Here is a 23,116-nt window from a genome sequence, read left to right on the forward strand (position 1 = left end):
TTTTGCAACGGCCGGGCGGATTTTCCCGGTCCGGCCCCCCAAGAATCAACGATATCAGAGGCAATTCGATGACATTCAAGCTCCTGCGCTCGGCGCTGCTGCTCTCCGCCCTGGCCCTGGGCGCGACCCAGGCCCAGGCCGAGAAACTGACGATCGCCGCCACCCAGGTCCCGCACGCCGAGATCCTGGAGGTCGTCAAGCCGGTGCTGGCCAAGGAAGGCGTGGAGCTGGACATCAAGGTGTTCAGCGACTATGTCCAGCCCAATCTGCAGGTGGCCGACAAGCAGCTCGACGCCAACTTCTTCCAGCACAAGCCCTATCTGGACAGTTTCAACAAGGACCGCAAGACCAACCTGGTGCCCGTGGCCCTGGTGCATGTCGAGCCCTTCGGCGCCTATTCCAAGAAAATCAAGAAGCTCGACGAGCTGAAAACCGGCGCCTCGGTGGCCATCCCCAACGATCCGTCCAATAGCGGCCGCGCGCTGGTGCTGCTGCAGAAACAAGGCCTGATCAAGCTCAAAGACCCGTCCAACATCCTGGCCACCCCGGTCGATGTGGTCGAGAACCCCAAGAAGCTCAAGTTCCGCGAACTGGAGGCCGCCATGCTGCCGCGCTCGCTGGACGACGTCGATCTGGCCTTGATCAACACCAATTACGCCCTGGAAGCCGGCCTGGTGCCGACCAAGGACGCCCTGTTCATCGAAGGCTCCGACTCGCCTTACGCCAACATCGTGGTCACGCGCGCGGACAACAAGGATGCCCCGGCCGTCAAGAAACTGGCGCAGGCCCTGCACAGCGAGGCGGTGCGCAAGTTTATTGTCGAGAAGTACAAGGGCGCCGTCGTGCCCGCCTTCTGAGGCCCCCATGCAAAGCGCCTTCCCGCGGGAAGGCGCTTTTTTTTTCCGCCGGCCGGCGTCAGCCGGCGGCCAGGGCTTTTTCGACCGTGGCGTGGAACTCGGCCACGTCGTACTCGCCCAGATAGCGCTTAATAATGCGTCCCTGTTTGTCTATCAGGAAGGCCGTGGGCGTCAGGCGCACATCGCCGAAGGCCCGGGCGATCTCGCCCTTGCTGTCCAGCGCCACCGGGAAGGGCAGTTGGCGGGTCTGGGCGTAGTTGAGCACGTAGTTGGGCGGATCGTATTGCATGGCCACGCCGATGGCCTCATAGCCCTTGGGCGCGTAGCTGTTATAGGCCGAAATCGTGTCCGGCATCTGCTTGATGCAGGTGACGCAGCTGGTGGCCCAGAACTTGACCAGCACCACCTTGCCCTTGAGGTCCTGCATGGCGACTTGCTTGCCGTCGAGCAGGGTGAAGACCACCTGGGGCGCGGCCGGCGCCGGGCGCCAGACAAACCAGGCGCCGATGCCGGCGATGACCGCCACGGCCAGGGCGAGCGCGATTTTTTTCATTTGATGGGCATGAGTTCGATGCCGCCGTCCGAGCCGCCGCCGGCCGGGGCGGCGCCCTGGCTGGACGAGGCGCCCTGGCTGGAGGAGGCGCCCGACTCGATGGGCGCGGCCTTGCCGTCATTGCTGCCGGACAGGCGGACGGCCTCTTCGCGGCTGATGATTTCGAAGAGTTTTACCACTTTTGTGATGCCGCCGACACTGGAGGCCGCGTTGGCGGCGTAATCGCCTTCGGACTGCGTCACCATGCCCATGAGGTAGACCACGCCCTTGTCGGTCGTGACCGCGATGGTGCGCGAGGGCACGTATTGGGCGTTGACCAGGGCCGTGCGGACCTTGGAGGTCAGCCAGGTGTCGTTGGAGCGCGTCGAGAAGGCGGCCGCCGGGCCGATCGTCAGCTGGTTGCTGACCGACTTGACCTTGTCCACGCCCTGGGCGATGGCCGTGGCCTGGGCCCGGTCAGCCTCGGTGGGGACGTCGCCGGTGAGCAGCACCTGGCCGTTGTAGACCAGGGCGTTGACGCGGGCATTGTTGCCCAGCTTCTGGCTGATCTGGCTTTCCACCCGGAAGGTGATGTTCTGGTCATCGAGCTGGACGCCCGAGCTGCGCCTGTCGGTGGCCACCACGGCGGTGCCGGCGGCGGCCCCGCCGACCACCAGCGGCACGCAGGCCGACAGCGAGGCGGCGGTGGCGGCCAGGGCCGCGGCCAGGATCAGGGGACGGGCCGCGCGTCGCGCTTTGGGCATCATCATTCGGTGTCTCCAAGCAATAGGGCATCGATACCATCGCACAGGGCATGCAGCAACAGGATGTGTATTTCCTGGATGCGCATGGTGCGGTCGTGCGGAACACATAGATGGACGTCATGCGGCGTGATGAGTTCCCCGATGACGCCGCCGCCCTTGCCGGTCAGGGCGATGACGTGCATCTCGCGCTCGTGCGCGGCCTGCATGGCGCGCACGACATTGGGGGAATTGCCGCTGGTGGAGATCGCCACCAGGACGTCGCCGGGCTGGCCCAGGGCGCTGACCTGGCGCTCGAAGATCTCGTCAAAGCCGTAGTCGTTGCCCACCGCCGTGAGGATGGACGTGTCGGTGTTCAGGGCGATGCCGGCCAGCGGCAGGCGGTCGCGCTCGAAGCGCCCCACCAGCTCGGCGATGAAATGCTGGGCGTCGGCGGCCGAGCCGCCGTTGCCGCAAGCCAGAATCCGGCCATTGTTGGCCAATGCCGCGAACAGCAGCTCCACCGCGGCCGACAGCGGCTCGGACAGGGCGTGCATGCTTTGTTCGCACAGCGCCATCGCATCGCGGAAGTGCGACGTCATGCGAGAGGTCATATCCATGGCGCGGATTATCTCATGGGGCGCGCCGGCCGATCAGCCCCGGCGGCGCCGGCGGCGTAACGCCTGTGACTGAATGTCGGGCTGGAAGGCGTCGCGCAGCCATTGCGGCCGGCCGGCCTCGAAGGCCAGCACGTCAAATCGCAGGGCTTGCCCGGCCAGGCCGGCCTGTATCTGCCACAGGGCGGCCGCGCGCGCCAGCCGCGCCTGCTTGGCCGCGCCGATGCTGGCCGCCGCGCCGCCGCAGGCCGCGCTGCCGCGCCAGCGCACCTCGACCACGACCAGCAGCGGCCCATCCCGCATGACCAGGTCCAGCTCGCCGTGGCGGTTGCGCACATTGCGCGCCAGCAGCCGCAGCCCATGGGCGCGCAGCAGGCGCAGCGCTTCGGTTTCGGCGCGCCGCCCCTGGAGATGGCGCGGGTCGGGACGGAGAGCGCGCCGGCACAGGCGCGGCAGCAGGTCGGCAAGGCGCATGGGGCTACACTGGCAGGGTTTCCACCCCCGCGGTTCCCCTTATGAATCAAGAAGTCACATCCTCTGTCGCCGGCGACGCCTGGCGCCGGGTCGCCGAGCGGGTGGCCGCGCAGCATTGGCCCGAGGGGGCGCTCTATGTCGTGGCCACGCCTATCGGCAACCTGGGCGACCTGGGCCTGCGGGCCTGGCAGGCGCTGGCGCGCGCCGACATCATTGCCGCCGAGGACACCCGCGCCAGCCGCACGCTGCTCGACGCCTGGGGGATCGCCACGCCCTTGATGGCCGCTCACCGCCACAATGAGGCGCAGGCGGCCGAGGCCATCTGCCAGCGCCTGGCCCAGGGCCAGCGCGTGGCCCTGGTCTCCGACGCCGGCGCTCCGGCGGTCAGCGACCCCGGCGCCCGGGTGGTGCGCGCGGTGCGCGAAGCCGGCTATCCGGTGCTGCCCATCCCCGGGCCCAGTGCCGTCATCACCGCCCTGATGGGCAGCGGTGTGACCACGGACGAAAATCCCGCCTTCGCCTTCGCCGGTTTCGCGCCGCCCAAGGCGGCGGCGCGCCAGCGCTGGCTGGCCGACTGGAGCGCGCTGCCCGCGCCGGTCCTGATGTTTGAGTCGCCCCACCGGCTCGCGGCCACCCTGGCCGATCTGCTGCAGGTCTGCGGCCCCGAACGGCGGCTGACCGTGGCGCGCGAACTCACCAAGCGCTTCGAGGAAATCGTGAGCTTTCCGCTGGCCGAGGCCGCCGCCTGGCTGGCGGGCGACGCTCACCGCGAGCAGGGCGAATTCGTGCTGATCCTGCACGCCGCCGCGCCCAGCCCGGATGCCGGCCCGGCCGATCCGGCGCTGGACCGCCTGCTCGACGCCCTGCTTGAGAGTGTCTCGGTGCGCGATGCGGCAAGGATCGCCGCCAAAGCCACCGGCCAGCCGCGCGATGCGCTTTACCAGCGCGCCCTGGCGCGCAAGGAGGGCGCATGAGCCGCATCCTGGACGACAGCGCGGCGCTGGACATCGAGACGCCGCTGGGCGGCCTGCGCCTCTTGGCCAGCGGGCCTTTCCTGTGCGGCGCCTGGTTCCTGGACCAGGAGGACCTGGGCCAGCCCGCGCGCCCGCGGCCCGGCGAGGCCGAGCTGGACGTGCTGCGCCTGGCCCAGGCGCAGCTATTGCAGTGGTTCGACGGCCAGCGCCGCGCCTTCGATCTGCCGCTGGCGCCGCGCGGCACGGTGTTCCAGCGCGCGGTCTGGGACGGCCTGCTGGCCTTGCCTTTCGGGGCGACCGTCAGCTACGGCCAGCTGGCGCAGCGCATCGGCCGGCCGCGCGCCATCCGGGCCCTGGCGCAGGCCGTGGGCCGCAATCCGATTTCCATCATCATCCCCTGCCATCGCGTCGTCGGCTATGACACCGCGCTCACCGGTTTTGGCGGCGGCCTGCGGCGCAAGCATGCGCTGCTGTCGCACGAAGGCCACCGCTATCCGGGCCATACGGCGCGGGCGCGCCGGGTCTGCGACGGGCAGATGGATCTGCCCTGGTAGGGGCTTATTGCGACGCCAGGCTGGGCAGGATGCCGGTGCGGTCGGAGACACGCCGCACGGCGTCCATGGCGGCTTCGCGCGAGGCATAGGGCCCCATGCGCACGCGATACAGGTTGTCGGCCTGCTCGACCATGGCCGCCGGCTCGCCCGACATCAGGCCGTTGATCCGGCTCACCAGGCTTTGCGCATTGGCCGGCTGGCTGAAGGCGCCCAGCTGCAGATAGACCTCGGCGCCGCGCAGCGCCGTGGCCGGCGGCTTGGGCGCGGGCTCGGGCAGCGCGACGGGAACGGCGGCGGGCTGCCCGGCCAGGGCGATGGGTTCCGGGCCGGAGGGCGCGGCCCCGGCCTGCATGCCGCGGATTTCGCTGGGCAGGATGCGCTCGACCACCACGGCGCCGCTGCCCGGGCCGATGATGCCCAGTTTATGGGCCGCCGCATACGACAGGTCCATGATGCGGTCGCTGTGGAAGGGGCCGCGGTCATTGACGCGCACGATGACCGTCCGCCCGTTGAGCTTGCTGGTCACGCGGGCGTAGCTGGGCACGGGCATGGTCGGGTGCGCCGCCGTCATGCTGTACATGTCGTAGGACTCGCCGATCGAGGTCGAATTGCCGTGGAATTTCTTGCCGTACCAGGACGCGATGCCTTCCTGGCGGAAGGGCCGCTCGCTGGTGTCGGGCACGTAGCGCTTGCCGAAGACCACATAGGGCCGGTTGGCGCCGCTGGCCAGGGGTTCCAGGCGCGGCACGGCGTCCGGGATGCTGTCCAGGTTGGACGGCGGGTTGGCGCCCGGGCCGTCGTCCTTGTAGTAGCCGCCGCCGCGTTTGCCCGTGGTGCCGCAGCCGGCCAGCGCCACGGCCAGCAGCACCATCGCCAGGAGCGCGAGCGGCGACCTCATGCGGACTCGTCGGGCAGCTGGGTGCGGTGGCGCACCAGCAGCGGATCGTGATCGCTGAAGCGGCGCGCCAGCTCTTCGACCACGTAGACCGAACGGTGCTGTCCGCCCGTGCAGCCCACGGCGACGGTGAGATAGTTGCGCGTGTCCAGTGTGTATTGCGGCAGCCAGCGGCGGATGAAACCGTCGATGTCATCGATCATGCGCTGCACGATGTCAAAGCCGGCCAGCCACTCGGCCACGGGCTGGTCGCGGCCGGTCAGGGGGCGCAGGTTGCGGTCGTAATAGGGATTGGGCAGGCAGCGCACATCGAAAACCAGGTCGGCGTCGCTGGGCACGCCGCGCTTGTAGGCGAAGGACTCGAAAGTCAGCACCAGGGGCGGGCGGTCGGCCTTGATGAGATCGCGTATCCAGCTGCGCAATTGCCCCGGCGTCAGGTCCGAAGTGTCGATCACGTGTTCCTGGTCGCGCAGCGGCGCGAGCAGTTCGCGCTCCATGGCGATGCAGTCGGTCAGCGAGGCCGGCTTGCCGCTGCGCGAGACCCGGTCGGTCAGCGGATGGCGGCGGCGCGATTCCGAATAGCGTTGCGCCAGCGTGTCCGTGTTGGCATCCAGGAAGACGACCGACAGCTCCGTGCCCATGGCGCGCAGCGCCGTGATGACATTGGGCAGTTCAGCCAGCTCGCCGGGCGAACGCACGTCGATGGCCACCGCGACGCGCTCCATGCCGTCGTCGCGCGAAGCGGCGACGAACTCCGTCAGGAAACGCAGGGGGAGGTTGTCCACGCAGGTAAAACCCGCGTCTTCGAGCATGCGCAGCGCAACTGACTTTCCGGAGCCGGAAATGCCAGTGATGAGGACGACTCTTAACATGGCTATGATTGTGGCATGGTTTTGCCGGCGATGGGTCGGTAAGCCCTCCGTCATGGTGCCGCACGGTTGCATGGGAGCGTCACCAGGGTCTATCTCTTTAAACCGCGTTCCGGCGCTGAAAACGATAACGAGATGTTAGTTCCCGATTCTCTCAGCAATATTGCAGCAAGATGCCTGGCCCTTTGCCTGCTGGCCTGGCCCCTGGCGGCCGCGTCCCAGCAGGCGCGCCTGGAACCCGGCACCATGGCCGCGCGCGTGGCGGCCTGTACGGCCTGTCACGGCGCGCAGGGCCGGGCCGGCCCCGATGGCTATTATCCGCGCCTGGCGGGCAAGCCTGAAGACTATCTGTACCAGCAATTGCTGCACTTTCGCGATGGGCGGCGGCAATACCCGCCGATGACGCATTTGCTCACGGGGCTGCCGGACGGCTATCTGCGCGAGATCGCGGCCTATTTCGCGCATCAGCATGTGCCGTATCCCGCCGCGCCGCCCGCCGAGGGCGGGGCCGGGCAGCAGGCCCGCGGCCGCGCGCTGGTCTTCCAGGGCGATCCGGCGCGCGGCCTGCCCGCCTGCGTGAGCTGCCATGGGCAGGGCCTGGGCGGCATGTTGCCGGCCATCCCCGGCCTGCTGGGCCTGCCGCGCGACTACATCGTGGCGCAGATCGGCAGCTGGCAAAACGGGCTGCGCCGGGCCGCGGCGCCCGATTGCATGGCCTCGGTGGCCCACAAGCTCACGCCGCAGGACGTCGGCGCCTTGTCGTATTGGCTGTCGGCGCAGCCGGTGCCCGCGGACTATGCTCCCGAGGCGGACCAGCCGCTGCCGGCGGCCTGCGGCAGCCAGCAGGGGGCGGCCCGATGAAAAAATGGATGACCCTCATCGCCTTGACGCTCGCCGCGCTGCTGGCGGCCGCGGCGGGCCTGGTGTATTGGCTGGGCACGCGCGAGGAGCCCCTGCCGCAGGCCGCGCGCCTCGATGCCGGGACGCTGGTCGAGCGCGGCCGCTACCTGGCCCAGGTGGGCAATTGCGCGGCCTGTCATACGGCGCGCGGCGGCCCGCGCTATGCCGGCGGCACGCCTGTTCCCACGCCTTTCGGCACCCTCTATGGTCCCAACATCACGCCGGATCCCGAAACCGGGATCGGCGGCTGGAGCGCGGAGGATTTCTGGCGCGCGCTGCATGAAGGCAAGGCGCCTGGCGGGCGGCTGCTGTATCCGGCCTTCCCGTACACCGAGTACACGCGCATGCCGCGCGAAGACGTCGACGCCCTCTACGCCTATCTGCGCACCGTGCCGCCGGTCAAGCAGGCCAGCCGCCCGCCCGCGCTGGATTGGCCCTATGACCAGCGCCCGCTGCTGGCCGCCTGGCGCGCGCTTTACTTCCGCGCCGGCGCATACCAGCCGGATCCGACCCAATCGACGCAATGGAACCGCGGGCGCTACTTGGTGCAGGGCCCCGGGCATTGCGCGGCCTGTCATGCGCCGCGCAATTCGCTGGGCGCGACCCAGGACGGCGCGCGCCTTCCCGGCGGCGTGATTCCCGTCATCCAGTGGTATGCGCCGCCCTTGAACAGCGATGCCCTGCGCGGGCTGGGCAGCTGGCGCGCCGAAGACATCGCCGGCCTGCTGCGCCATGGCATGGCCACGCCCTCGGTGGCCACCGGGCCGATGGCCGAGGTGGTGCTGGGCAGCACCCAGCATCTGAGCGCCGACGATGCGCAGGCCATCGGCGTCTATCTGAAGGCCCTGCCGCCGGCCGTGGCCCTGCCTGACGGCAAGCGCGCGCCGACGGCCAGCGTCATGCGCATCGGCGAGCGCCTGTACGGCCAGCATTGCGCGGGCTGTCACCAGGACAACGGCCGGGGCAGCGGCCAGGCCTGGCCGCCGCTGGCCATGAATCCTTCGGTCACCGCGACTTCGTCGCTGAACACGATACACATGGTGCTTGATGGCGGCTTCGCGCCGGCCACCGCGGCCAATCCGCGGCCGCATGGCATGCCGCCCTTCGGGCCTTTCCTGGACGATAACGATATTGCGGCGGTCGTGACCTATATCCGCAGCAGTTGGGGCAATGATGCCGGCGCGGTGAGCGCGCTGGAGGTCAAGCGCGCACGCCAGGACGCGCGCCCCTGAGCGGGGCGCGGCGTTTATTTGCTGCTTTGCAGGATCGCCATCGCCTGGCGTTCCATGAATTCGCCCAGGGTGTCGATGCCGCGCAGCTTGAGGATGGTATTGCGCACGGCGGCCTCGACCAGCACGGCCAGGTTGCGGCCGGCCGCAACCTGCAGCATGACCTTGCGCACGGGCAGCCCCAGCATGTCTTGGGTGATGTCCTGCAGGGGCAGGCGCTCGAACTTGTCCTGGGCGGTGGCGCGCACCAGGTGCACGATCAGCTTCAGGCGCATCTTGCGGCGCACCGAGGTCTCGCCAAAGATGGTGCGGATGTCCAGCAGGCCCAGGCCGCGGACTTCCAGCAGGTTTTGCAGCAGCTGCGGGCAATGGCCCTCGATCATATTGGGCGCGGTGCGCGAGAACTCCACCGCGTCATCGGCCACCAGGCCATGGCCGCGCGAAATCAGCTCCAGCGCCAGCTCGCTCTTGCCCAGGCCGGATTCGCCGGTGATCAGCACGCCCAGGCCGAGCACATCGAGGAAGACGCCGTGCACGGTGGTGGTGGGCGCGAGCTTCTTGCCCAGATAGATGCGCAGCAGGTCGATCAACTGCGCCGCGGCCACGGGTGTGGACAGCAGGGGCACCTGGTGCTGGTCGCACTGGTCGATGAGGTCCTGCGGCGCGGACAGGCCGTCGGCCAGCAGGATGGCCGGCACGCCGCCGATCAGCAGCTCATCCATGTGGTGCATGCGGCGGCGCAGGTCAAAGCGCGTGTAGTACGCGAGCTCTTCCTGGCCGAAGACCTGGATGCGCGAGGGGTGGATGAGATTGAGGTGGCCGACCAGGTCGGCGGCCGCCATGCCGTCATCGGGAATGGCGCGGTCGGCCGCGCCATGTCCGGCTATCCAGTTGAAGGGGATTTTGTCGGCGTTATCGTCGACCAGTTCCTGCACCGTTAGCATGGCGGTCCTGCGTCAGAGTTTGCCCGTGGTCAGCATGCGATGCACGATGGCGGGATCTGTTTCGGTGGCCAGGGCCTCGCGCAGCGCCTTGTTCGACATCAGCTGGGCCAGTTCGGCCAGGATGTCCAGGTGTTGCTGCGTGGCGGTTTCCGGGACCAGCAGGCAGAGCAGCATGGAGACGGGTTGGCCATCGGGCGCGTCAAAAGGGATGGGCTGCGCCAGGCGGACAAAGGCGGCGACGGCCTGCTCCAGGCCCTTGACCCGGCCGTGCGGCACGGCGACGCCTTGCCCCAGCGCCGTCGATCCCAGCCGTTCGCGCGCGAACAGACTGTCGAACACGACGGATCGAGCCAAGCCATTGTGATTCTCGAATAGAAGACCGGCCTGTTCGAATGCCCGCTTCTTGCTGGTGGCAAGCATATCGAGCACGACATTGCCGGCGGGCAGAATGCGCGACAAGTGATTCATGCGGATCATTATAGAGTTTTATGACGCAGTGCAAAAAAGCCTGGCGATTTGCACCGTGGCAGGCAAGCATAGTCTGAGTGGACGTGGCTGGGAAGCCTGTCGCAGGCAGCGGAAAGTATTGGGGACGGGATTTTTGGCGCCGATGTCCCGTCAAGAAGCTCTTGGGGGACACCGGATCCGATGCGACCTGTATCAGGTCAGGGTGGAATCAAGCATGGCTTGAGTGCTTGTGAGGCGCGGGACTAGGGTTGCGGCGCATTCAGGGCGTCGCTTTGTCGCTTCACGGACTCGCCGGCGTGGCTCTGGACCTTATCCTTGTGCTTGATGACCTGGCGATCCAGCTTGTCGACAAGCAGGTCGATCGCCGCGTACAGGTTTTCATCCACGGCTTCGCAATGAATATCCTTGCCGCGCAGATGCATCGTGATTTCGGCTTTATGCCGCAGGGGCTCCACTGAGAGCATGACCTGGGTATCGATCACATGATCGAAGTGCCGCAACACTCGCGCCAGTTTGTTCATGACATATTCCCGGATGGCCGGGGTGACATCGAGGCGACGACCGCTAATGCTCAGGTTCATAGTGCGCTCTCCTTCCAGAAAAAGAGATGGGATAAACAAGTGCGCATGGTGCGCGATGTGTAACGTTACGCATCCTCCTTCTCGAAAAAAGCGTCGTGAAAAACGCGGGATCTTGAGTACTAGTGTATAGACTCCCCACCCGAATTCAAGTTGACCTAGCGCATAAAAATGCGGGGTTTCCTGACCCCCCGGCTAGGGATCTTCCCGGGGGTGACAAGGGCCCGGAATCGGTGTTGCCGGCGGGCAAAAAAAACCCGTTGCGCCAGGGCAACGGGTTTTACGGGCGGGACCGCGTTTACATGCGGAAGTGCTCGCCCAGGTAGACGCGGCGCACGGCCGGGTCGCCGACGATTTCGTCGGGATGGCCATCGGTGAGCACCTTGCCCTCGCTGATGATGTAGGCGCGGTCGCAGATCCCCAGGGTTTCGCGCACATTGTGATCGGTGATCAGCACGCCGATGCCGCGGCTTTTCAGGAAGCGCACGATGCGCTGGATTTCGATCACCGCGATGGGATCCACGCCGGCGAAAGGCTCGTCCAGCAGGATGAAGCGCGGGTTGGTGGCCAGCGCGCGCGCGATTTCCACCCGGCGGCGTTCGCCGCCGGACAGCGAAATGGCGGTGTTGCTGCGGATGTGGCCGATCTGGAGTTCTTCGAGCAGGGCTTCGAGGCTTTCGTTGATCTTGGCGGCCGACAGCGGCTTGCCCTGTTCGTCGACCTGCAGCTCCAGCACGGCGCGGATATTCTGCTCGACCGTCAGGCGGCGGAACACGGAGGCGTCCTGGGGCAGATAGGACAGCCCCATGCGGGCGCGCTTGTGGATGGGCATGGCGGTGATTTCGCTGCCATCGATCTCGATGCGGCCGGCGTCGGCGGGCACCAGGCCCACGATCATGTAGAAACTGGTCGTCTTGCCCGCGCCGTTGGGGCCGAGCAAGCCCACGACTTCGCCGCTTTCGACGGACAGGGAGACGTCCTGCACGACCGCGCGGCCGTTATACGTCTTGCGCAGCCCGGTGGCGCGCAGATTGCCCTGTTGCAGAGAGGACAGCGTGCTGGTGGAAGGGATGGAGGGCGTCATGGATCGGGAGCGGAGTCCTGTGTGCGACAAGGGCCGGGGCGGGCTTACTTCTTCGCGGGGGCGGGGGCTTTCTTGCCCTCGCGGCATTCGGCGATGGCGGCATCGGCCTTGGCGCGCGGCGGCGCGAAGGAGCGCACGCGGCCGCCTGGCGCGGAGGAGTTGGGGCCGCCCTCGGCCTGGTAGGTGCCGGATTTCTCGTTGTAGCGCACGCGGTCGCCGCGAATGGTGTCAAACGGTTTGCCGCAGATGAAGCGGGTGACCACGGCCTGGCCGATCAGGTCGAACTGGCTCTTGGTGCCGTCGTACTCGGCGCGCAGACCCTCTCCCTCGATCACTTCGAAGTTCTCGGGGCGCTCCTGGCGGATGCGCACCAGCTTGCCCTTGTTGGCCGTCGCCGTGCCGTATTGGTTGCCCTGCGCGTCCTCGTGGACTTCGAGCTTGTCGGCGTGCAGGGTCATCAGGCCGCGGGTGAGGGCGACGTTGCCGGTGAACACGCTCTGGCGCTTGATGTCGTCATAGTGCAGCGAGTCCGAGAGGATGAGCGTGCTGGGCTCTTCGGGCTTGCCGCCCTGCGCGGCCTGCTGGGCCAGCGCGGGGGCACACATGGCGGCGGCCAGCAGCAGGGAGCCGATCAGGCGATGCGCGAAGGAGGTGTGGGTCATGGTTTGTTCTGAGGGGTGTTGGCGGGCGCGGGGGGCTGCTTGCGGCCTGCGCCGCCAGCGATCTCGACGTCGGTCGATGAGTACACCTCCAACTGCCGCGTCTTGTTGTTGTAACGCATTCCGGTGCCGTTCATGCGCGAATTGCCCTTGATGACCTGCGCCGGCAGGTCGGTGAAGACCAGGTCTTCGTCGGGCAGCAGGATGAGCTGCTGGCTGCGCACGTCCAGGGTGTCATTGTTGGCGTCGGGATTGCGGTGCACGTGGGCATCGCCGTTCATGACGATGCGCTTGCCGCCTTGCTCCATGATGGCCGTCTTGGAGACGCCGATGGTGATCGGGTTGCCGGCCTGCTGGCCGATGGCGCGGGGCGAGGTCACATGGTAGGAGTCGTCATCGGGGAAATGCTCGCCGTAGACGCCTTCCATGCGGTTGATGGGCCGGCCCTGCGGGTCGGTGCGCAGCATCACGAAATTGCGCGACCAGGCGTCTTTTTCGTGCGTGATGCGGCGCGGCGGATCGATCGCGATGGCCCGCTGCGCGTAATCGGCCGCCCACCAGGTGCCCACCACCAGGCAGGCCAGCAGGAACAGGGCGATCAGCGCGGGGAAACGGTCTTTCATGGGGTTATTGAATGGCGCCGGGGCCGGTCAGGACCGTGGGCGAGGTCAGGAAGGCGCCCAGGCGGCCTTGGGCGGCCAGCAGCAGGTCGCAGCATTCGCGCACCGCGCCGCCGCCGCCGGGCAGCGTGGAGACCCAGTGGGCGGCCTGCGCGACATAGGCGGGGGCGGTGCTCACGCTGGCCGCGAAGCCGGCGCGCTGCATGGCGGGCAGGTCGATGATGTCATCGCCCATATAGCCGGTCTGGTCCAGTTGGATGCCCTGGCGCTGGGCAAGTTCCGCCAGGGCGGCGCCTTTGTCGCGCACGCCCTGCAAGACCTCGGAAATCCCCAGCTCGGCCGCCCGGCGGTCGACCACGGGCCCGGACCGGCCGGTCATGAGGGCGACCTTGAAGCCGCCTTCCATGAGCAGGCGCAGGCCATGGCCGTCCAGGGCGTTGAAGCGCTTGAACATCTCGCCGTGCTCGCCGAAGTAAAGGCTGCCGTCGGTCAGGACGCCGTCGACGTCGAACACCATGAGGCGCACCGCCATGGCGCGTTCGCGGACCGGGGCCGGGATGCGGGCGAGCACCAGGGCGTCGGCGGGGTGGGGGAGTCGGGAAGGCATCGTCATACCACTTTCGCAGCCATCAAATCGTGCATGTGAAGGGCGCCGATCAGCACGCCGTCATCGTCGACGACCAGCATCTGGCTCAGGCGTTTTTCGTCCATGATGCGCGCGGCCTCGGCGGCCAGCGCATCGGGATCGACATTGCGGGGATTGCGCGTCATGCCGTCGGCCACCGTCAGGCCGCGCAGGTCGCCCTTGCGTTCGATCAGGCGGCGCAGGTCGCCGTCGGTGAAGATGCCGACCGGATGGAATTTCTCGTCCACCACGACCGTCATGCCCATGCCCTTGGCGGACATTTCTTCCAGGGCGCGGGACAGCGGGTCGGCGCCGGTCACGGTGGGCAGCGCCTGCCCCTGGCGCATCACGTCGCGCACATGGGTGAGCAGCCGGCGGCCCAGCGCGCCGCCCGGATGGGAGCGGGCGAAGTCGTCGGGGCCGAATCCCCTGGCCTCCAGACAGGCCACGGCCAGGGCGTCTCCCAGGGCCAGCGAGGCTGTCGTGCTGGCGGTGGGGGCGAGATTCAGCGGGCAGGCTTCCTGGGCCACGCTGGCGTCCAGGTGCACATCGGCCAGTCCCGCCAGCTCGGATTCCGGGTTGCCGGTAATGGCGATCACGCCGGCGCCCAGGCGGCGCGCCACCGGCAGGATGGTGAGCAGTTCCTGGCCGGAGCCGGAATAGGAGAGGGCCACCAGCACGTCCTGGCCGGTCAGCATGCCCAGGTCGCCGTGGGCCGCCTCGGCGGCGTGCATGAAGAAAGCGGGGGTGCCGGTGGAGGCCAGGGTGGCCGCGATCTTGCGCGCGATATGGCCGGTCTTGCCCAGGCCGCTGACGACCACGCGGCCCCGGCATGCCAGCAGCATGTCCACCGCGCGGGTGAAACTGTCGTCCAGGCGCGCAGCCAGGTCCAGGATGGCCTGGGCTTCGATATGCAGGCTGCGGCGTGCCGAGGCCAGGGCGTCGGCGGAAGTGGGGACATGGTTCGTCATGGGGGGATTTTAAACGAGAGGCCGCCGCATTTGCCGCCGGGGGCGGGCCTATGGCATTCTGGCGGCCCGGGTGGCGCTTGGCCGCCCGCTGTCTTTTTCCCGCCCAGGTCGCTTTCCTCATGTCCACCTTTCCCGCTCCGGTGCTCGGCACCCCCCTGTCCCCCTCGGCCACCCGCGTCATGCTGCTTGGTTCCGGCGAGCTGGGCAAGGAAGTCATCATCGCCCTGCAACGCCTGGGCGTCGAAGTCATCGCCGTGGACCGCTATGCGGATGCGCCCGGCCACCAGGTGGCCCACCGGGCCCATGTCGTGTCCATGACGGATCCCGCCGCCTTGCGCGCCGTGATCGAGCTGGAGCGCCCGCATATCATCGTGCCCGAGATCGAGGCCATCGCCACCGATCTGCTGGTCGAGCTGGAGGCGGCCGGCGTGGCGCGCGTCACGCCCACCGCCCGCGCCGCCCGCCTGACCATGAACCGCGAAGGCATCCGCCGCCTGGCCGCCGAGACCCTGGGTCTGCCCACCTCGCCCTATCGTTTCGTCGATACCCTGGACGAGCTGCGCGCGGCCATCGGCGCCATTGGCTATCCCTGCGTCATCAAGCCGGTCATGTCCTCTTCCGGCAAGGGCCAGTCCGTCATCCGCGGCGAGGCCGACGTCGAGGCGGCCTGGCGCTATGCCCAGGAGGGCGGCCGCGTGGGCGGCGGACGGGCCATCGTCGAGGGTTTCATCAATTTCGATTACGAGATCACGCTGTTGACCGTGCGCGCGCGCGGGGCCGACGGCCAGATCGTGACGCAATTCTGCCAACCCATCGGCCACAAGCAGGTCGACGGCGACTATGTCGAGAGCTGGCAGCCGCACCCGATGTCGGCCAAGGCGCTGGAGCGCGCCCAGGAAATCGCCCTGGGCGTGACCGGCAACCTGGGCGGCCTGGGGATTTTCGGGGTCGAACTCTTCGTCGCCGGCGACGAGGTCTGGTTCTCCGAGGTCAGCCCGCGTCCGCACGACACCGGCATGGTCACGATGATCACCCAGGCCCAGAACGAATTCGAGCTGCATGCGCGCGCCCTGCTGGGCCTGCCGGTGGATACCCGCCTGCGCCAGCCGGGGGCCAGCAGCGTCATCTATGGCGGCCTGGAAGGCCGGGGCGTCACCTTCCATGGCGTGGCCGAGGCCCTGGCCGAGCCGGGCACCGATGTGCGCCTGTTCGGCAAGCCCGAGGCCTTCGTCAAGCGCCGCATGGGCGTGGGCCTGGCGGTGGCCGAGACGGCCGAGGCCGCGCGCGAGAAAGCCAGACGGGTCTCGGCGGCGGTGTCGGTCAAGGCGGGTTGATGTAACCGCTCTCCCGCGCCTCATCAACGGCCGGTTTGCTCCAGATCAAAGGAGCCAACCGGCCGTTTGCATTTCCGCCGCCCGCGCGCCCCACAATGGCGGCCGAGCGGGACTGGCGCGTGGGAACAACGCGGAACTTGCCTTTTGTGTCAGCCGCTTCGATAATTTCAGAAATTCCTGAAATTGAAGTAACAAAGGTTGTCCGTGGCACTTTCCCCCCAGGTCGAGCGTTTTGTGTTGCATTTTGGCGAGATGGGCAGCCGTTGGGGCGTGAATCGCACCGTCGGCCAGATGTATGCCCTGCTGTTCCTGTCGCCGCGGCCCCTGCACGCCGACGACATCGCCGAATCGCTCGGGTTTTCGCGCTCCAACGTGAGCATGGGCCTGAAGGAGCTGCAATCCTGGCGCCTGGTGAGGCTGATACACCAGGTCGGCGACCGGCGCGACTACTTCGAGACGCCCAAGGATGTCTGGGAGATCTTCCGCATCCTGATGGAAGAGAAGCGCAAACGCGAAATCGACCCCACCCTGACGCTTCTGCGCGACACACTGCTGGCGCGCCCGTCCGACGAGGGCGAAATCCATGCGCAACAGCGCATGCACGAGATGCTGGAACTCATCGAGCTGTCTACCGGCTGGTTCGATGAGGTGCAACGCCTGCCCCCCGAGACCCTGCAGAACCTGATGCGCCTGGGTTCCAAGGTCCAGAAGGTGTTGGATTTTGCCGGTAAGTTGCGCGGCCGGGACAAGGGCTCGCCCGCTAGCATTCGGGAATAAGTCTATGAAGTTGTATTCAAGGGCCGTATCATGTCGAACGAGCGTGCCGGAAGGCCATGTCGGTTGTGCCGGCCTCTCGCCTATTTGGGAGCGTACTCATGATTGACCTCGACGTCGTCAATTTGTCGCGTTTTCAATTTGCGGCGACCGCCCTCTATCACTTCCTTTTCGTTCCGCTCACGCTAGGCCTGTCTTTCCTGATCGCCATCATGGAAAGCGTGTACGTGATGACCGGACGCCAGATCTGGAAGCGCATGACGATGTTCTGGGGCACGCTGTTCGGCATCAACTTCGCACTGGGCGTGGCCACCGGGGTGGTGATGGAGTTCCAGTTCGGCATGAACTGGTCGTACTACAGCCACTACGTCGGCGATATCTTCGGGGCGCCGCTGGCCCTTGAAGGCCTGATGGCCTTCTTCCTGGAGGCCACCTTCGTCGGCCTGTTCTTCTTCGGCTGGAACCGCATGTCCAAGGTGTCGCACCTGGTCGTCACCTGGCTGGTGGCCTTCGGCACCAATCTGTCGGCGCTGTGGATTCTCGTCGCCAACGGCTGGATGCAGAACCCCGTGGGCGCGATCTTCAATCCCGACACCATGCGCATGGAGATGACCGACTTCGCCGCGGTGCTGTTCAACCCGGTGGCGCAGGCCAAGTTCGTGCACACGGTCAGCGCCGGCTACGTCTGTGGCGCCATGTTCGTGATGGCCATCAGCGCCTGGTATCTGCTGCGCGGCCGGCACATCGACCTGGCCAAGCGCTCCATGGCGGTGGCCGCCAGCTTCGGCCTGGCCTCGGCCCTGTCGGTCGTGGTGCTGGGCGACGAAAGCGGCTATCTCAGCACCGAACACCAGAAGATGAAGATCGCGGCCATCGAGGCGATGTGGCATACCGAACCCGCGCCGGCCGGCTTCAACCTGATCGCCTGGCCCAACCAGGCCGAGCGCAAGAACGACTTCGCGATTTCGATTCCCTATGTGATGGGCCTGATCGGCACCCGTTCGCTGACCACGCCGCTGCTGGGCATCGACGACCTGGTGCGCCGCGCCGAGTCGCGCATCCGCGAGGGCATGGCGGCCAACGCGGCGCTGGAGCGCATCCGCGCCAATCCCAAGGACACCGAGGCGCGCATGATCTTCGACCGCACCTGGCAGGACCTTGGCTATGCCCTGCTGGTCAAGCGCTACCAGCCCGACCTGAGCAAGGTGAGCGACGCCGACATCCACCAGGCGGCGCTGGACACCATCCCCTCGGTCACGCCGCTGTTCTGGACGTTCCGCATCATGGTGGCGCTGGGCTTTTACTTCATCCTTTTCTTCGCCGTGGCCTTCTGGCTGTCCACGCGCGGCCGGCTCGATACCTATCCGCGCCTGCTCAAGATCGCCTTCTGGAGCCTGCCGCTGCCCTGGCTGGCCATCGAATGCGGCTGGTTCGTGGCCGAGTACGGCCGCCAGCCCTGGGTGATCGAAGGCGTGCTGCCGACGTATTACGCGGCCTCGGGCCTGACCATGCTGGACCTGGCGATCAGCCTGACGGTCTTCATCGTGCTCTATACGGTGCTGCTCATCATCGGCATCAAGGTCATGACGCATGCCATCAAGGCCGGTCCCAAGTCGGACAAGCCCCTGATTCCGACGAGCCGGGCGGTCAACGCCGCCCTTGACGCCTGAGCCGGAGAACGCAAATGGAAACCTTGATCCCCTTTGATCTGGACACGCTGCGCGTGATCTGGTGGGTGCTGCTCGGCGCGCTGCTGATCGGCTTTGCCGTGATGGACGGCTTTGACCTCGGCGTGGCCGCGCTGCTGCCGGTGGTGGCCAAGACCGACGCCGAGCGCCGTATCGCGATCAACGTGGTGGGGCCGGTCTGGGAAGGCAACCAGGTCTGGCTCATCACCGCCGGCGGCGCCATTTTCGCGGCCTGGCCGGTGCTCTATGCGGCCTCCTTCTCGGGCTTCTACCTGGCCATGATGCTGTTGCTGCTGGCGCTCATCCTGCGCCCGGTGGCCTTCAAGTACCGCAGCAAGATGGAGAGCCCGCGCTGGCGCAACAACTGGGACTACGTGCTGTGCTTTTCGGGCGTGGTGGCGTCGCTGGTGTTCGGCGTGGCCATGGGCAATATCATTCTCGGCGTGCCGCAGAACTTCGACGCCGTGACGCTGCGTCCCAGCTGGGAAGGGCATTTCTTCCAGCTCTTTACGCCCTTTGCCTTGCTGGCGGGCGTGATCAGCGTGCTCATGCTCGTCATGCATGGCGCGGTGCTGCTTGCCTGGCGCACCGAAGATCCGGTCTCCGGGCGCGCGCGCCGCATCGGCCAGCTCACGGCCCTGCTGACGGCGGCGCTGTTCGTGGCGGCCGGCTTCTGGGTGGCCAAGCTCGATGGCCAGGTGATCACCAGCGTCATCGATCCCAATGGCCCGTCCAATCCCATGCTGAAGACCGTGGCGGTCGAGCAGGGCGCCTGGCTGGGCAACTTCGCCAAATGGCCGTTGTTCTGGATCGGGCCGGTGCTGGGCGTGGCCGGCGCGCTGCTGACCATCGCGCTGCTGGCCATGCGCGCCAACGTGCTGTCCTTCATCGCCTCCTCGCTGGCCATCGCCGGCATCATCCTGACCGTCGGCTTCGCGCTCTTTCCCTTCATCATGCCGTCTGCGGTCAATCCCAAGGCCGGCCTGACCATCTGGGACGCCTCGTCCAGCCACCTGACGCTGTGGATCATGGTCATCGCCGTGATCATCTTCCTGCCCATTGTCACGCTCTACACCTCCTGGGTGTATCGCGTGATGCGCGGCAAGGTGACACAGGAATCGATAGGCGGCACGCCCAACTCTTACTGATACAGGAGCCCGGTCATGTGGTATTTCTCGTGGATTCTCGGCTTGGGCCTGGCCTGTGCCTTCGCCATCCTCAATGCGATGTGGTTTGAACTGCGCGAGGGCCATGCCCACGATCCGTTCAGACAGCCGGCCGACGAGTGAGCGGTCCTTCAAGTGTGGAGCACGACCCTTCGGGCGTGCTGCTGAAGTTGCCGCGCGAGCAATCGCGCTGGTTGATGTCACGAACCCGGCTCGCGGGCCGGGCCATCGGCCTGGCCGCCGCGGCGCCCCTGCTCTCGGGGGCGCTGCTGGTGGGGCAGGCCTGGCTGCTGGCGCATGTGCTGCATGAGGCCATCGTGGTCCAGGCGCCGCGCGCCGAGCTGCTCAAACCCATTTGCTTCATTGCGCTGTTGATCCTGTTGCGCGCCTGCCTGGGCTGGGTGGGCGAGCGCGCCGGCGCCAGCGCGGCCGAATCCATCAAGCGCCAGGTGCGCGAGGCGCTGTTCGCGCGTTTGCTGGCCCGCGGGCCGCAGTGGTCGCGCGGGCAGGCTTCCGGCGAACTTGCCAGCGCCATGATCGAACAGGTGGAGGCCCTGGACGGCTTTTTCGCCAAGTACCTGCCGGCCATGGGCGCGGCGGCCATCCTGCCGGTGGCCTTTTCGGTCATCGTGCTGCCCTTCGATGTGGTGTCCGGCCTGCTGCTGCTGGTGACCGCGCCGCTCATTCCCCTGTTCATGGCCCTGGTGGGCTGGGGGGCCGAGGCCGCCAGCCGCCGGCATTTGCAGGCCTTCGCGCGCCTGTCCGGGTTTTTCGCCGACCGCCTGCGCGGACTGGCCACGCTGAAACTGTTCGGCCGCGCCGAAGCCGAGGGCCAGACCGTGGCGCAGGCCAGCGAAGCCTTGCGGCGGCGCACGCTGTCGGTGCTGCGCATTGCCTTTCTGTCCTCGGCCGTGCTGGAGTTTTTCGCCGCGCTGGGCGTGGCCGGCGTGGCGGTCTATATCGGCCTGACTTATCTGGGCTATATCGACATCCGCTTTACGCCCTTGACGCTGCAGGCGGGTTTTTTCTGCCTTTTGATGGCGCCGGAGGTCTATGCGCCGCTGCGCCAGTTCGCCGCGCACTACCACGACCGCGGGACCGCGCGCGCGGCTGTGCATCAGCTGCATGCCTTGTTTGGCGACCTGTCCGAAGCGGCGCCGCCGCCGTCGCCGGCGCCTGCCCCGTCTAGCGCGCCGGGGGCGGCCAGCCTGCGCGCCCGTCAGCTGACGCTGGTCCTGCCGGGCCGCCCGCAAGCGGTGCTCGACGCCGTGGACCTGGACATCAAGCCGGGCGAGCATATCGCCCTCATGGGCGAGAGCGGCGCGGGCAAGTCCAGCCTGTTGCAGGTGCTGGGCCGTTTGGGCGCGGCCGCCGAAGGCGGGCTGTGGCTGGACGGCCGGCCCTTGGCCGATTGGGACGAGGCGGCCTTGCGCGAGCGGGTCGCCTTCATCGGGCAGCGGCCTTATCTGCACGCCGGCACGCTGGCCGACAATATCCGCCTGGCGCGTCCCGGCGCCGACGATGCCGCCGTCCACGAGGCGGCGCGCCGCGCCTGCGTGCTGGAATTCACGCAGGCCTGGCCCGAGGGGCTGGGCACCTGGCTGGACGGCCGGGGCCAGGGCCTGTCCGGCGGCCAGGCGCAGCGGCTGGCGCTGGCGCGCCTGTTCCTGCGCGATCCCGCCCTCATCCTCCTGGACGAGCCGACCGCGCATCTGGACGAAGGCACGCAGTCCCGCGTGCTGGACGAGATCCTGGCCTTCGCGCGCGGGCGCAGCCTGGTCCTGGCCTCGCATTCGGCCGAGGTCGCGCGGCGTCTGCCGCGCCGCTGGCGACTGGCCCATGGCCGCCTGGAGGCCTGCTGATCATGTGGCGCCTGTTGAAGACGCTTTATGCGCCCCGGCGCGGCGCCTTGGCCGGCGCGCTGGCCCTGGCCCTGCTGACCGTGGCCGCCGGCGTGGGCCTGCTGGGCGTATCGGGCTGGTTTCTGACTGGCGCCGCGCTGGCCGGCGCGGGGGCGGTTTTCAATCTTTTCGTTCCCTCCTCGCTGGTGCGGGGGCTGTCCTTCCTGCGCATCGCCTCGCGCTATGCCGAACGGCTGGTCGGCCATGCCGCGACCTTGCGCCTGCTGTCCGACCTGCGCGCCACGGTATTCCGCGCCCTCGTGCGCCTGACGCCGCGCCAGTTGGCGCGCTATCGCGCCGGTGACCTCGTGGCGCGCCTGACGGGCGATGTGGACGCGCTGGACACGGTCTTTCTCTTTGTCCTGATGCCGGTGGCGACGGCCCTGGCGGGCGGCGCCATGTTCTGCCTGGTGCTGGGTTACCACCTGCCCGCCGCGGGACTGGCCGTGGCCGCCGCCCTTCTGGCGGCCAGCGTGCTGGTGCCCTGGTGGCTGGCCCGGGCCGCGCGCCGGCCCGGCGAGACGGCCCAGGCGAGCGCGGGCGCCTTGCGCCATGCCGTGCTGGAAGCGGTCGAGGGCCATGTGGACATCGCGGCCCTGCATGCGCAGCCGCAAGCGCGCGCGCACTTCGCCGCGGCTTGCGGGCAGCTGCAGCAGGCGCGGCGCGCCCAGGCGCGGCTGGCCGCCCACGGGCTCTGGCTGGTCCAGGCGGCCGCGGGCGCGGCGGTGGTGGCCGTGCTCTGGTTCGGCCTGCCGGCATTGGCGGCGGGGCAGGGGCCGCTGCTGGCCGGCCTGTTGCTGGCCACGCTGGGCCTATTCGAAGTGGCCGGGCCCATCATGCGCGGCGTGTCGCGGCTTGGGGCCGCGCGCGCCGCGGCGCGGCGCATCGGCGACCTCACGCGCGCCGAGCCGGATCTGCGCGATCCAGACCTGCCCCGGCCCCTGCCCGCGCAGGGCGAGTTGCGGGCCCAGGGGCTGCGCTTTGCCTATCCCGGCCGCGATCAGCCGGTGCTCGATGGCCTGGACTTCGTTCTGGCGCCGGGCGAGCGCGTGGCCATCCTGGGGCCCAGCGGCGCGGGCAAATCCACCTTGCTGCATCTGCTGCTGCGGCTGGAAGACCCGCAGGCGGGCGCCGTGACGCTGGGCGGCTGCGATCTGCGCCAGGCCGCCCAGGCCGATGTCCATCGGCGCATTGCGCTCTTGTCCCAGGATTCTCCGGTCTTTCTGGGCAGCTTGCGCAGCAATCTGCTGATCGGCGCGCCCGAGGCCGACGAGGCCGCGCTGTGGCGGGCGCTGGAATCGGCCCGCCTGGCGGATTTCGCGCGCGGACTGCCTCAGGGGCTGGATACCTGGGTGGGCGAGGCCGGCGCCGGGTTGTCGGCCGGCCAGGCGAGGCGGCTGTGCCTGGCCCGGGTGCTGCTGTCGCCGGCCGAGATCATCCTCCTGGATGAGCCGACCGCGGGCCTGGATCGTCCCAACGAAGCGGCCTTTCTGGCCGATCTCGCGCAGGCCTGCGGCGCCAGGGCGGTGGTCCTGGCCACGCATGCGCGCCTGCCCGCGGGCGCGGTGCACCGCATTCTGTCGCTCGACGGCGCGCGCCTGCATTGATCGTCCTGGCTTCGGGGGCCGGGCGCGGTTATAGTTCGCCTTGCTTCAAACCGGGG

Annotated in this window: 26 protein-coding genes; 12 read left to right on the top strand and 14 right to left on the bottom strand. The window is 68.1% G+C overall.

Features of this window, described 5'->3' with window-relative positions:
* Positions 1–68 precede the first annotated feature (68 nt).
* The gene (locus L540_RS06255) at positions 69–857 is read left to right on the top strand and encodes a MetQ/NlpA family ABC transporter substrate-binding protein (protein ID WP_043210143.1); all 789 of its coding nucleotides are present in this window, start codon (positions 69–71) and stop codon (positions 855–857) included.
* Positions 858–915: 58 nt separating this feature from the next.
* Here the strand turns inward: L540_RS06255 and L540_RS06260 are convergent, their stop codons facing one another.
* From L540_RS06260 to L540_RS06275, 4 genes are read right to left on the bottom strand one after another with little or no spacing between them, the layout of a single operon-like run.
* Positions 916–1,410, bottom strand: a complete 495-nt coding sequence (locus L540_RS06260; RefSeq protein WP_043210141.1) for a peroxiredoxin family protein — start codon at positions 1,408–1,410, stop codon at positions 916–918.
* Positions 1,407–2,156, bottom strand: a complete 750-nt coding sequence (locus L540_RS06265) for a BON domain-containing protein (protein ID WP_043211037.1) — start codon at positions 2,154–2,156, stop codon at positions 1,407–1,409. Before L540_RS06265 ends, L540_RS06260 begins: the two co-directional genes overlap by 4 nt.
* Positions 2,156–2,749 carry a phosphoheptose isomerase gene (locus L540_RS06270; RefSeq protein WP_043210139.1) on the bottom strand — a complete coding sequence of 198 codons (594 nt, stop codon included), beginning with the start codon at positions 2,747–2,749 and terminating at the stop codon, positions 2,156–2,158. Before L540_RS06270 ends, L540_RS06265 begins: the two co-directional genes overlap by 1 nt.
* 33 nt (positions 2,750–2,782) lie before the next feature.
* The gene (locus L540_RS06275) at positions 2,783–3,220 is read right to left on the bottom strand and encodes a YraN family protein (RefSeq protein WP_043210137.1); all 438 of its coding nucleotides are present in this window, start codon (positions 3,218–3,220) and stop codon (positions 2,783–2,785) included.
* 41 nt (positions 3,221–3,261) lie between these two features.
* On the opposite strand from L540_RS06275, the gene rsmI reads away from it, so the two are divergent.
* Positions 3,262–4,194 (top strand): 16S rRNA (cytidine(1402)-2'-O)-methyltransferase, encoded by a 933-nt coding sequence (rsmI, locus tag L540_RS06280; protein ID WP_043210133.1) that lies wholly within the window; start codon positions 3,262–3,264, stop codon positions 4,192–4,194.
* Entirely contained in the window at positions 4,191–4,748 is a 558-nt protein-coding gene (locus L540_RS06285; protein ID WP_043210131.1) for a methylated-DNA--[protein]-cysteine S-methyltransferase, read from the top strand. Before rsmI ends, L540_RS06285 begins: the two co-directional genes overlap by 4 nt.
* Before the next feature lie 4 nt (positions 4,749–4,752).
* Here L540_RS06285 and L540_RS06290 read toward each other — a convergent pair whose 3' ends face one another.
* Complete coding sequence (locus tag L540_RS06290; RefSeq protein WP_043210128.1) at positions 4,753–5,646, bottom strand: septal ring lytic transglycosylase RlpA family protein; 894 nt, start codon at positions 5,644–5,646, stop codon at positions 4,753–4,755.
* The gene (gene rapZ / locus L540_RS06295; RefSeq protein WP_043210126.1) at positions 5,643–6,515 is read right to left on the bottom strand and encodes an RNase adapter RapZ; all 873 of its coding nucleotides are present in this window, start codon (positions 6,513–6,515) and stop codon (positions 5,643–5,645) included. Before rapZ ends, L540_RS06290 begins: the two co-directional genes overlap by 4 nt.
* 132 nt (positions 6,516–6,647) lie before the next feature.
* Between rapZ and L540_RS06300 the strand changes: the two genes are divergently transcribed.
* Positions 6,648–7,373: a c-type cytochrome gene (locus L540_RS06300; protein ID WP_372432933.1), complete on the top strand. Its 726-nt coding sequence runs from the start codon at positions 6,648–6,650 to the stop codon at positions 7,371–7,373.
* Entirely contained in the window at positions 7,370–8,644 is a 1,275-nt protein-coding gene (locus L540_RS06305; protein ID WP_043210123.1) for a c-type cytochrome, read from the top strand. Before L540_RS06300 ends, L540_RS06305 begins: the two co-directional genes overlap by 4 nt.
* Before the next feature lie 14 nt (positions 8,645–8,658).
* Here L540_RS06305 and hprK read toward each other — a convergent pair whose 3' ends face one another.
* From hprK to L540_RS06345, 8 genes are all read right to left on the bottom strand, one after another.
* Positions 8,659–9,585 (bottom strand): HPr(Ser) kinase/phosphatase, encoded by a 927-nt coding sequence (hprK, locus tag L540_RS06310; RefSeq protein ID WP_029580018.1) that lies wholly within the window; start codon positions 9,583–9,585, stop codon positions 8,659–8,661.
* 12 nt (positions 9,586–9,597) lie between these two features.
* Positions 9,598–10,053 carry a PTS sugar transporter subunit IIA gene (locus L540_RS06315; RefSeq protein ID WP_043211035.1) on the bottom strand — a complete coding sequence of 152 codons (456 nt, stop codon included), beginning with the start codon at positions 10,051–10,053 and terminating at the stop codon, positions 9,598–9,600.
* Between the two features lie 242 nt (positions 10,054–10,295).
* A complete protein-coding gene (gene hpf, locus L540_RS06320; RefSeq protein WP_043210120.1) occupies positions 10,296–10,634 on the bottom strand; it encodes a ribosome hibernation-promoting factor, HPF/YfiA family in 339 nt (112 codons plus the stop codon).
* A gap of 295 nt (positions 10,635–10,929) precedes the next feature.
* On the bottom strand, positions 10,930–11,715 hold the full coding sequence (lptB, locus tag L540_RS06325; RefSeq protein WP_043210118.1) for an LPS export ABC transporter ATP-binding protein: 786 nt from the start codon (positions 11,713–11,715) through the stop codon (positions 10,930–10,932).
* A 44-nt stretch (positions 11,716–11,759) separates the two neighbouring features.
* Positions 11,760–12,377, bottom strand: a complete 618-nt coding sequence (gene lptA / locus L540_RS06330; protein WP_043210116.1) for a lipopolysaccharide transport periplasmic protein LptA — start codon at positions 12,375–12,377, stop codon at positions 11,760–11,762.
* Positions 12,374–12,997: an LPS export ABC transporter periplasmic protein LptC gene (gene lptC / locus L540_RS06335; RefSeq protein ID WP_043210114.1), complete on the bottom strand. Its 624-nt coding sequence runs from the start codon at positions 12,995–12,997 to the stop codon at positions 12,374–12,376. Before lptC ends, lptA begins: the two co-directional genes overlap by 4 nt.
* 4 nt (positions 12,998–13,001) lie before the next feature.
* Positions 13,002–13,607, bottom strand: a complete 606-nt coding sequence (locus tag L540_RS06340; RefSeq protein WP_043210111.1) for a KdsC family phosphatase — start codon at positions 13,605–13,607, stop codon at positions 13,002–13,004.
* Positions 13,604–14,590 carry a KpsF/GutQ family sugar-phosphate isomerase gene (locus L540_RS06345; protein WP_043210110.1) on the bottom strand — a complete coding sequence of 329 codons (987 nt, stop codon included), beginning with the start codon at positions 14,588–14,590 and terminating at the stop codon, positions 13,604–13,606. The genes L540_RS06340 and L540_RS06345 overlap by 4 nt, the downstream gene beginning before the upstream one ends.
* A gap of 119 nt (positions 14,591–14,709) precedes the next feature.
* On the opposite strand from L540_RS06345, the gene purT reads away from it, so the two are divergent.
* From purT to cydC, 7 genes are all read left to right on the top strand, one after another.
* On the top strand, positions 14,710–15,924 hold the full coding sequence (gene purT / locus L540_RS06350) for a formate-dependent phosphoribosylglycinamide formyltransferase (RefSeq protein WP_043211033.1): 1,215 nt from the start codon (positions 14,710–14,712) through the stop codon (positions 15,922–15,924).
* A gap of 204 nt (positions 15,925–16,128) precedes the next feature.
* Positions 16,129–16,701: a GbsR/MarR family transcriptional regulator gene (locus L540_RS06355; protein WP_043211031.1), complete on the top strand. Its 573-nt coding sequence runs from the start codon at positions 16,129–16,131 to the stop codon at positions 16,699–16,701.
* A 98-nt stretch (positions 16,702–16,799) separates the two neighbouring features.
* Entirely contained in the window at positions 16,800–18,368 is a 1,569-nt protein-coding gene (locus tag L540_RS06360) for a cytochrome ubiquinol oxidase subunit I (RefSeq protein WP_043210108.1), read from the top strand.
* Positions 18,369–18,382: 14 nt separating this feature from the next.
* Entirely contained in the window at positions 18,383–19,534 is a 1,152-nt protein-coding gene (cydB, locus tag L540_RS06365) for a cytochrome d ubiquinol oxidase subunit II (protein WP_043210107.1), read from the top strand.
* 15 nt (positions 19,535–19,549) lie between these two features.
* Positions 19,550–19,675, top strand: coding sequence for a cytochrome bd-I oxidase subunit CydX (cydX, locus tag L540_RS06370; protein ID WP_029580030.1), 126 nt, complete (start codon positions 19,550–19,552; stop codon positions 19,673–19,675).
* A complete protein-coding gene (gene cydD / locus L540_RS06375) occupies positions 19,672–21,414 on the top strand; it encodes a thiol reductant ABC exporter subunit CydD (protein WP_043210104.1) in 1,743 nt (580 codons plus the stop codon). Before cydX ends, cydD begins: the two co-directional genes overlap by 4 nt.
* A complete protein-coding gene (cydC, locus tag L540_RS06380; protein WP_043211029.1) occupies positions 21,411–23,060 on the top strand; it encodes a thiol reductant ABC exporter subunit CydC in 1,650 nt (549 codons plus the stop codon). Before cydD ends, cydC begins: the two co-directional genes overlap by 4 nt.
* Positions 23,061–23,116: the final 56 nt, after the last annotated feature.

The organism is Bordetella pseudohinzii (assembly GCF_000657795.2).
Classification (GTDB): domain Bacteria; phylum Pseudomonadota; class Gammaproteobacteria; order Burkholderiales; family Burkholderiaceae_B; genus Bordetella; species Bordetella pseudohinzii.

Excerpts from the sequence above, each read along its gene's own strand:
- L540_RS06255 (WP_043210143.1), top strand. The coding sequence starts at position 69 with ATGACATTCAAGCTCCTGCGCTCGGCGCTGCTGCTCTCCGCCCTGGCC.
- L540_RS06260 (WP_043210141.1), bottom strand. The coding sequence starts at position 1,410 with ATGAAAAAAATCGCGCTCGCCCTGGCCGTGGCGGTCATCGCCGGCATC.
- L540_RS06265 (WP_043211037.1), bottom strand. The coding sequence starts at position 2,156 with ATGATGCCCAAAGCGCGACGCGCGGCCCGTCCCCTGATCCTGGCCGCG.
- L540_RS06270 (WP_043210139.1), bottom strand. The coding sequence starts at position 2,749 with ATGGATATGACCTCTCGCATGACGTCGCACTTCCGCGATGCGATGGCG.
- L540_RS06275 (WP_043210137.1), bottom strand. The coding sequence starts at position 3,220 with ATGCGCCTTGCCGACCTGCTGCCGCGCCTGTGCCGGCGCGCTCTCCGT.
- rsmI (WP_043210133.1), top strand. The coding sequence starts at position 3,262 with ATGAATCAAGAAGTCACATCCTCTGTCGCCGGCGACGCCTGGCGCCGG.
- L540_RS06285 (WP_043210131.1), top strand. The coding sequence starts at position 4,191 with ATGAGCCGCATCCTGGACGACAGCGCGGCGCTGGACATCGAGACGCCG.
- L540_RS06290 (WP_043210128.1), bottom strand. The coding sequence starts at position 5,646 with ATGAGGTCGCCGCTCGCGCTCCTGGCGATGGTGCTGCTGGCCGTGGCG.
- rapZ (WP_043210126.1), bottom strand. The coding sequence starts at position 6,515 with ATGTTAAGAGTCGTCCTCATCACTGGCATTTCCGGCTCCGGAAAGTCA.
- L540_RS06300 (WP_372432933.1), top strand. The coding sequence starts at position 6,648 with ATGTTAGTTCCCGATTCTCTCAGCAATATTGCAGCAAGATGCCTGGCC.
- L540_RS06305 (WP_043210123.1), top strand. The coding sequence starts at position 7,370 with ATGAAAAAATGGATGACCCTCATCGCCTTGACGCTCGCCGCGCTGCTG.
- hprK (WP_029580018.1), bottom strand. The coding sequence starts at position 9,585 with ATGCTAACGGTGCAGGAACTGGTCGACGATAACGCCGACAAAATCCCC.
- L540_RS06315 (WP_043211035.1), bottom strand. The coding sequence starts at position 10,053 with ATGAATCACTTGTCGCGCATTCTGCCCGCCGGCAATGTCGTGCTCGAT.
- hpf (WP_043210120.1), bottom strand. The coding sequence starts at position 10,634 with ATGAACCTGAGCATTAGCGGTCGTCGCCTCGATGTCACCCCGGCCATC.
- lptB (WP_043210118.1), bottom strand. The coding sequence starts at position 11,715 with ATGACGCCCTCCATCCCTTCCACCAGCACGCTGTCCTCTCTGCAACAG.
- lptA (WP_043210116.1), bottom strand. The coding sequence starts at position 12,377 with ATGACCCACACCTCCTTCGCGCATCGCCTGATCGGCTCCCTGCTGCTG.
- lptC (WP_043210114.1), bottom strand. The coding sequence starts at position 12,997 with ATGAAAGACCGTTTCCCCGCGCTGATCGCCCTGTTCCTGCTGGCCTGC.
- L540_RS06340 (WP_043210111.1), bottom strand. The coding sequence starts at position 13,607 with ATGACGATGCCTTCCCGACTCCCCCACCCCGCCGACGCCCTGGTGCTC.
- L540_RS06345 (WP_043210110.1), bottom strand. The coding sequence starts at position 14,590 with ATGACGAACCATGTCCCCACTTCCGCCGACGCCCTGGCCTCGGCACGC.
- purT (WP_043211033.1), top strand. The coding sequence starts at position 14,710 with ATGTCCACCTTTCCCGCTCCGGTGCTCGGCACCCCCCTGTCCCCCTCG.
- L540_RS06360 (WP_043210108.1), top strand. The coding sequence starts at position 16,800 with ATGATTGACCTCGACGTCGTCAATTTGTCGCGTTTTCAATTTGCGGCG.
- cydB (WP_043210107.1), top strand. The coding sequence starts at position 18,383 with ATGGAAACCTTGATCCCCTTTGATCTGGACACGCTGCGCGTGATCTGG.
- cydX (WP_029580030.1), top strand. The coding sequence starts at position 19,550 with ATGTGGTATTTCTCGTGGATTCTCGGCTTGGGCCTGGCCTGTGCCTTC.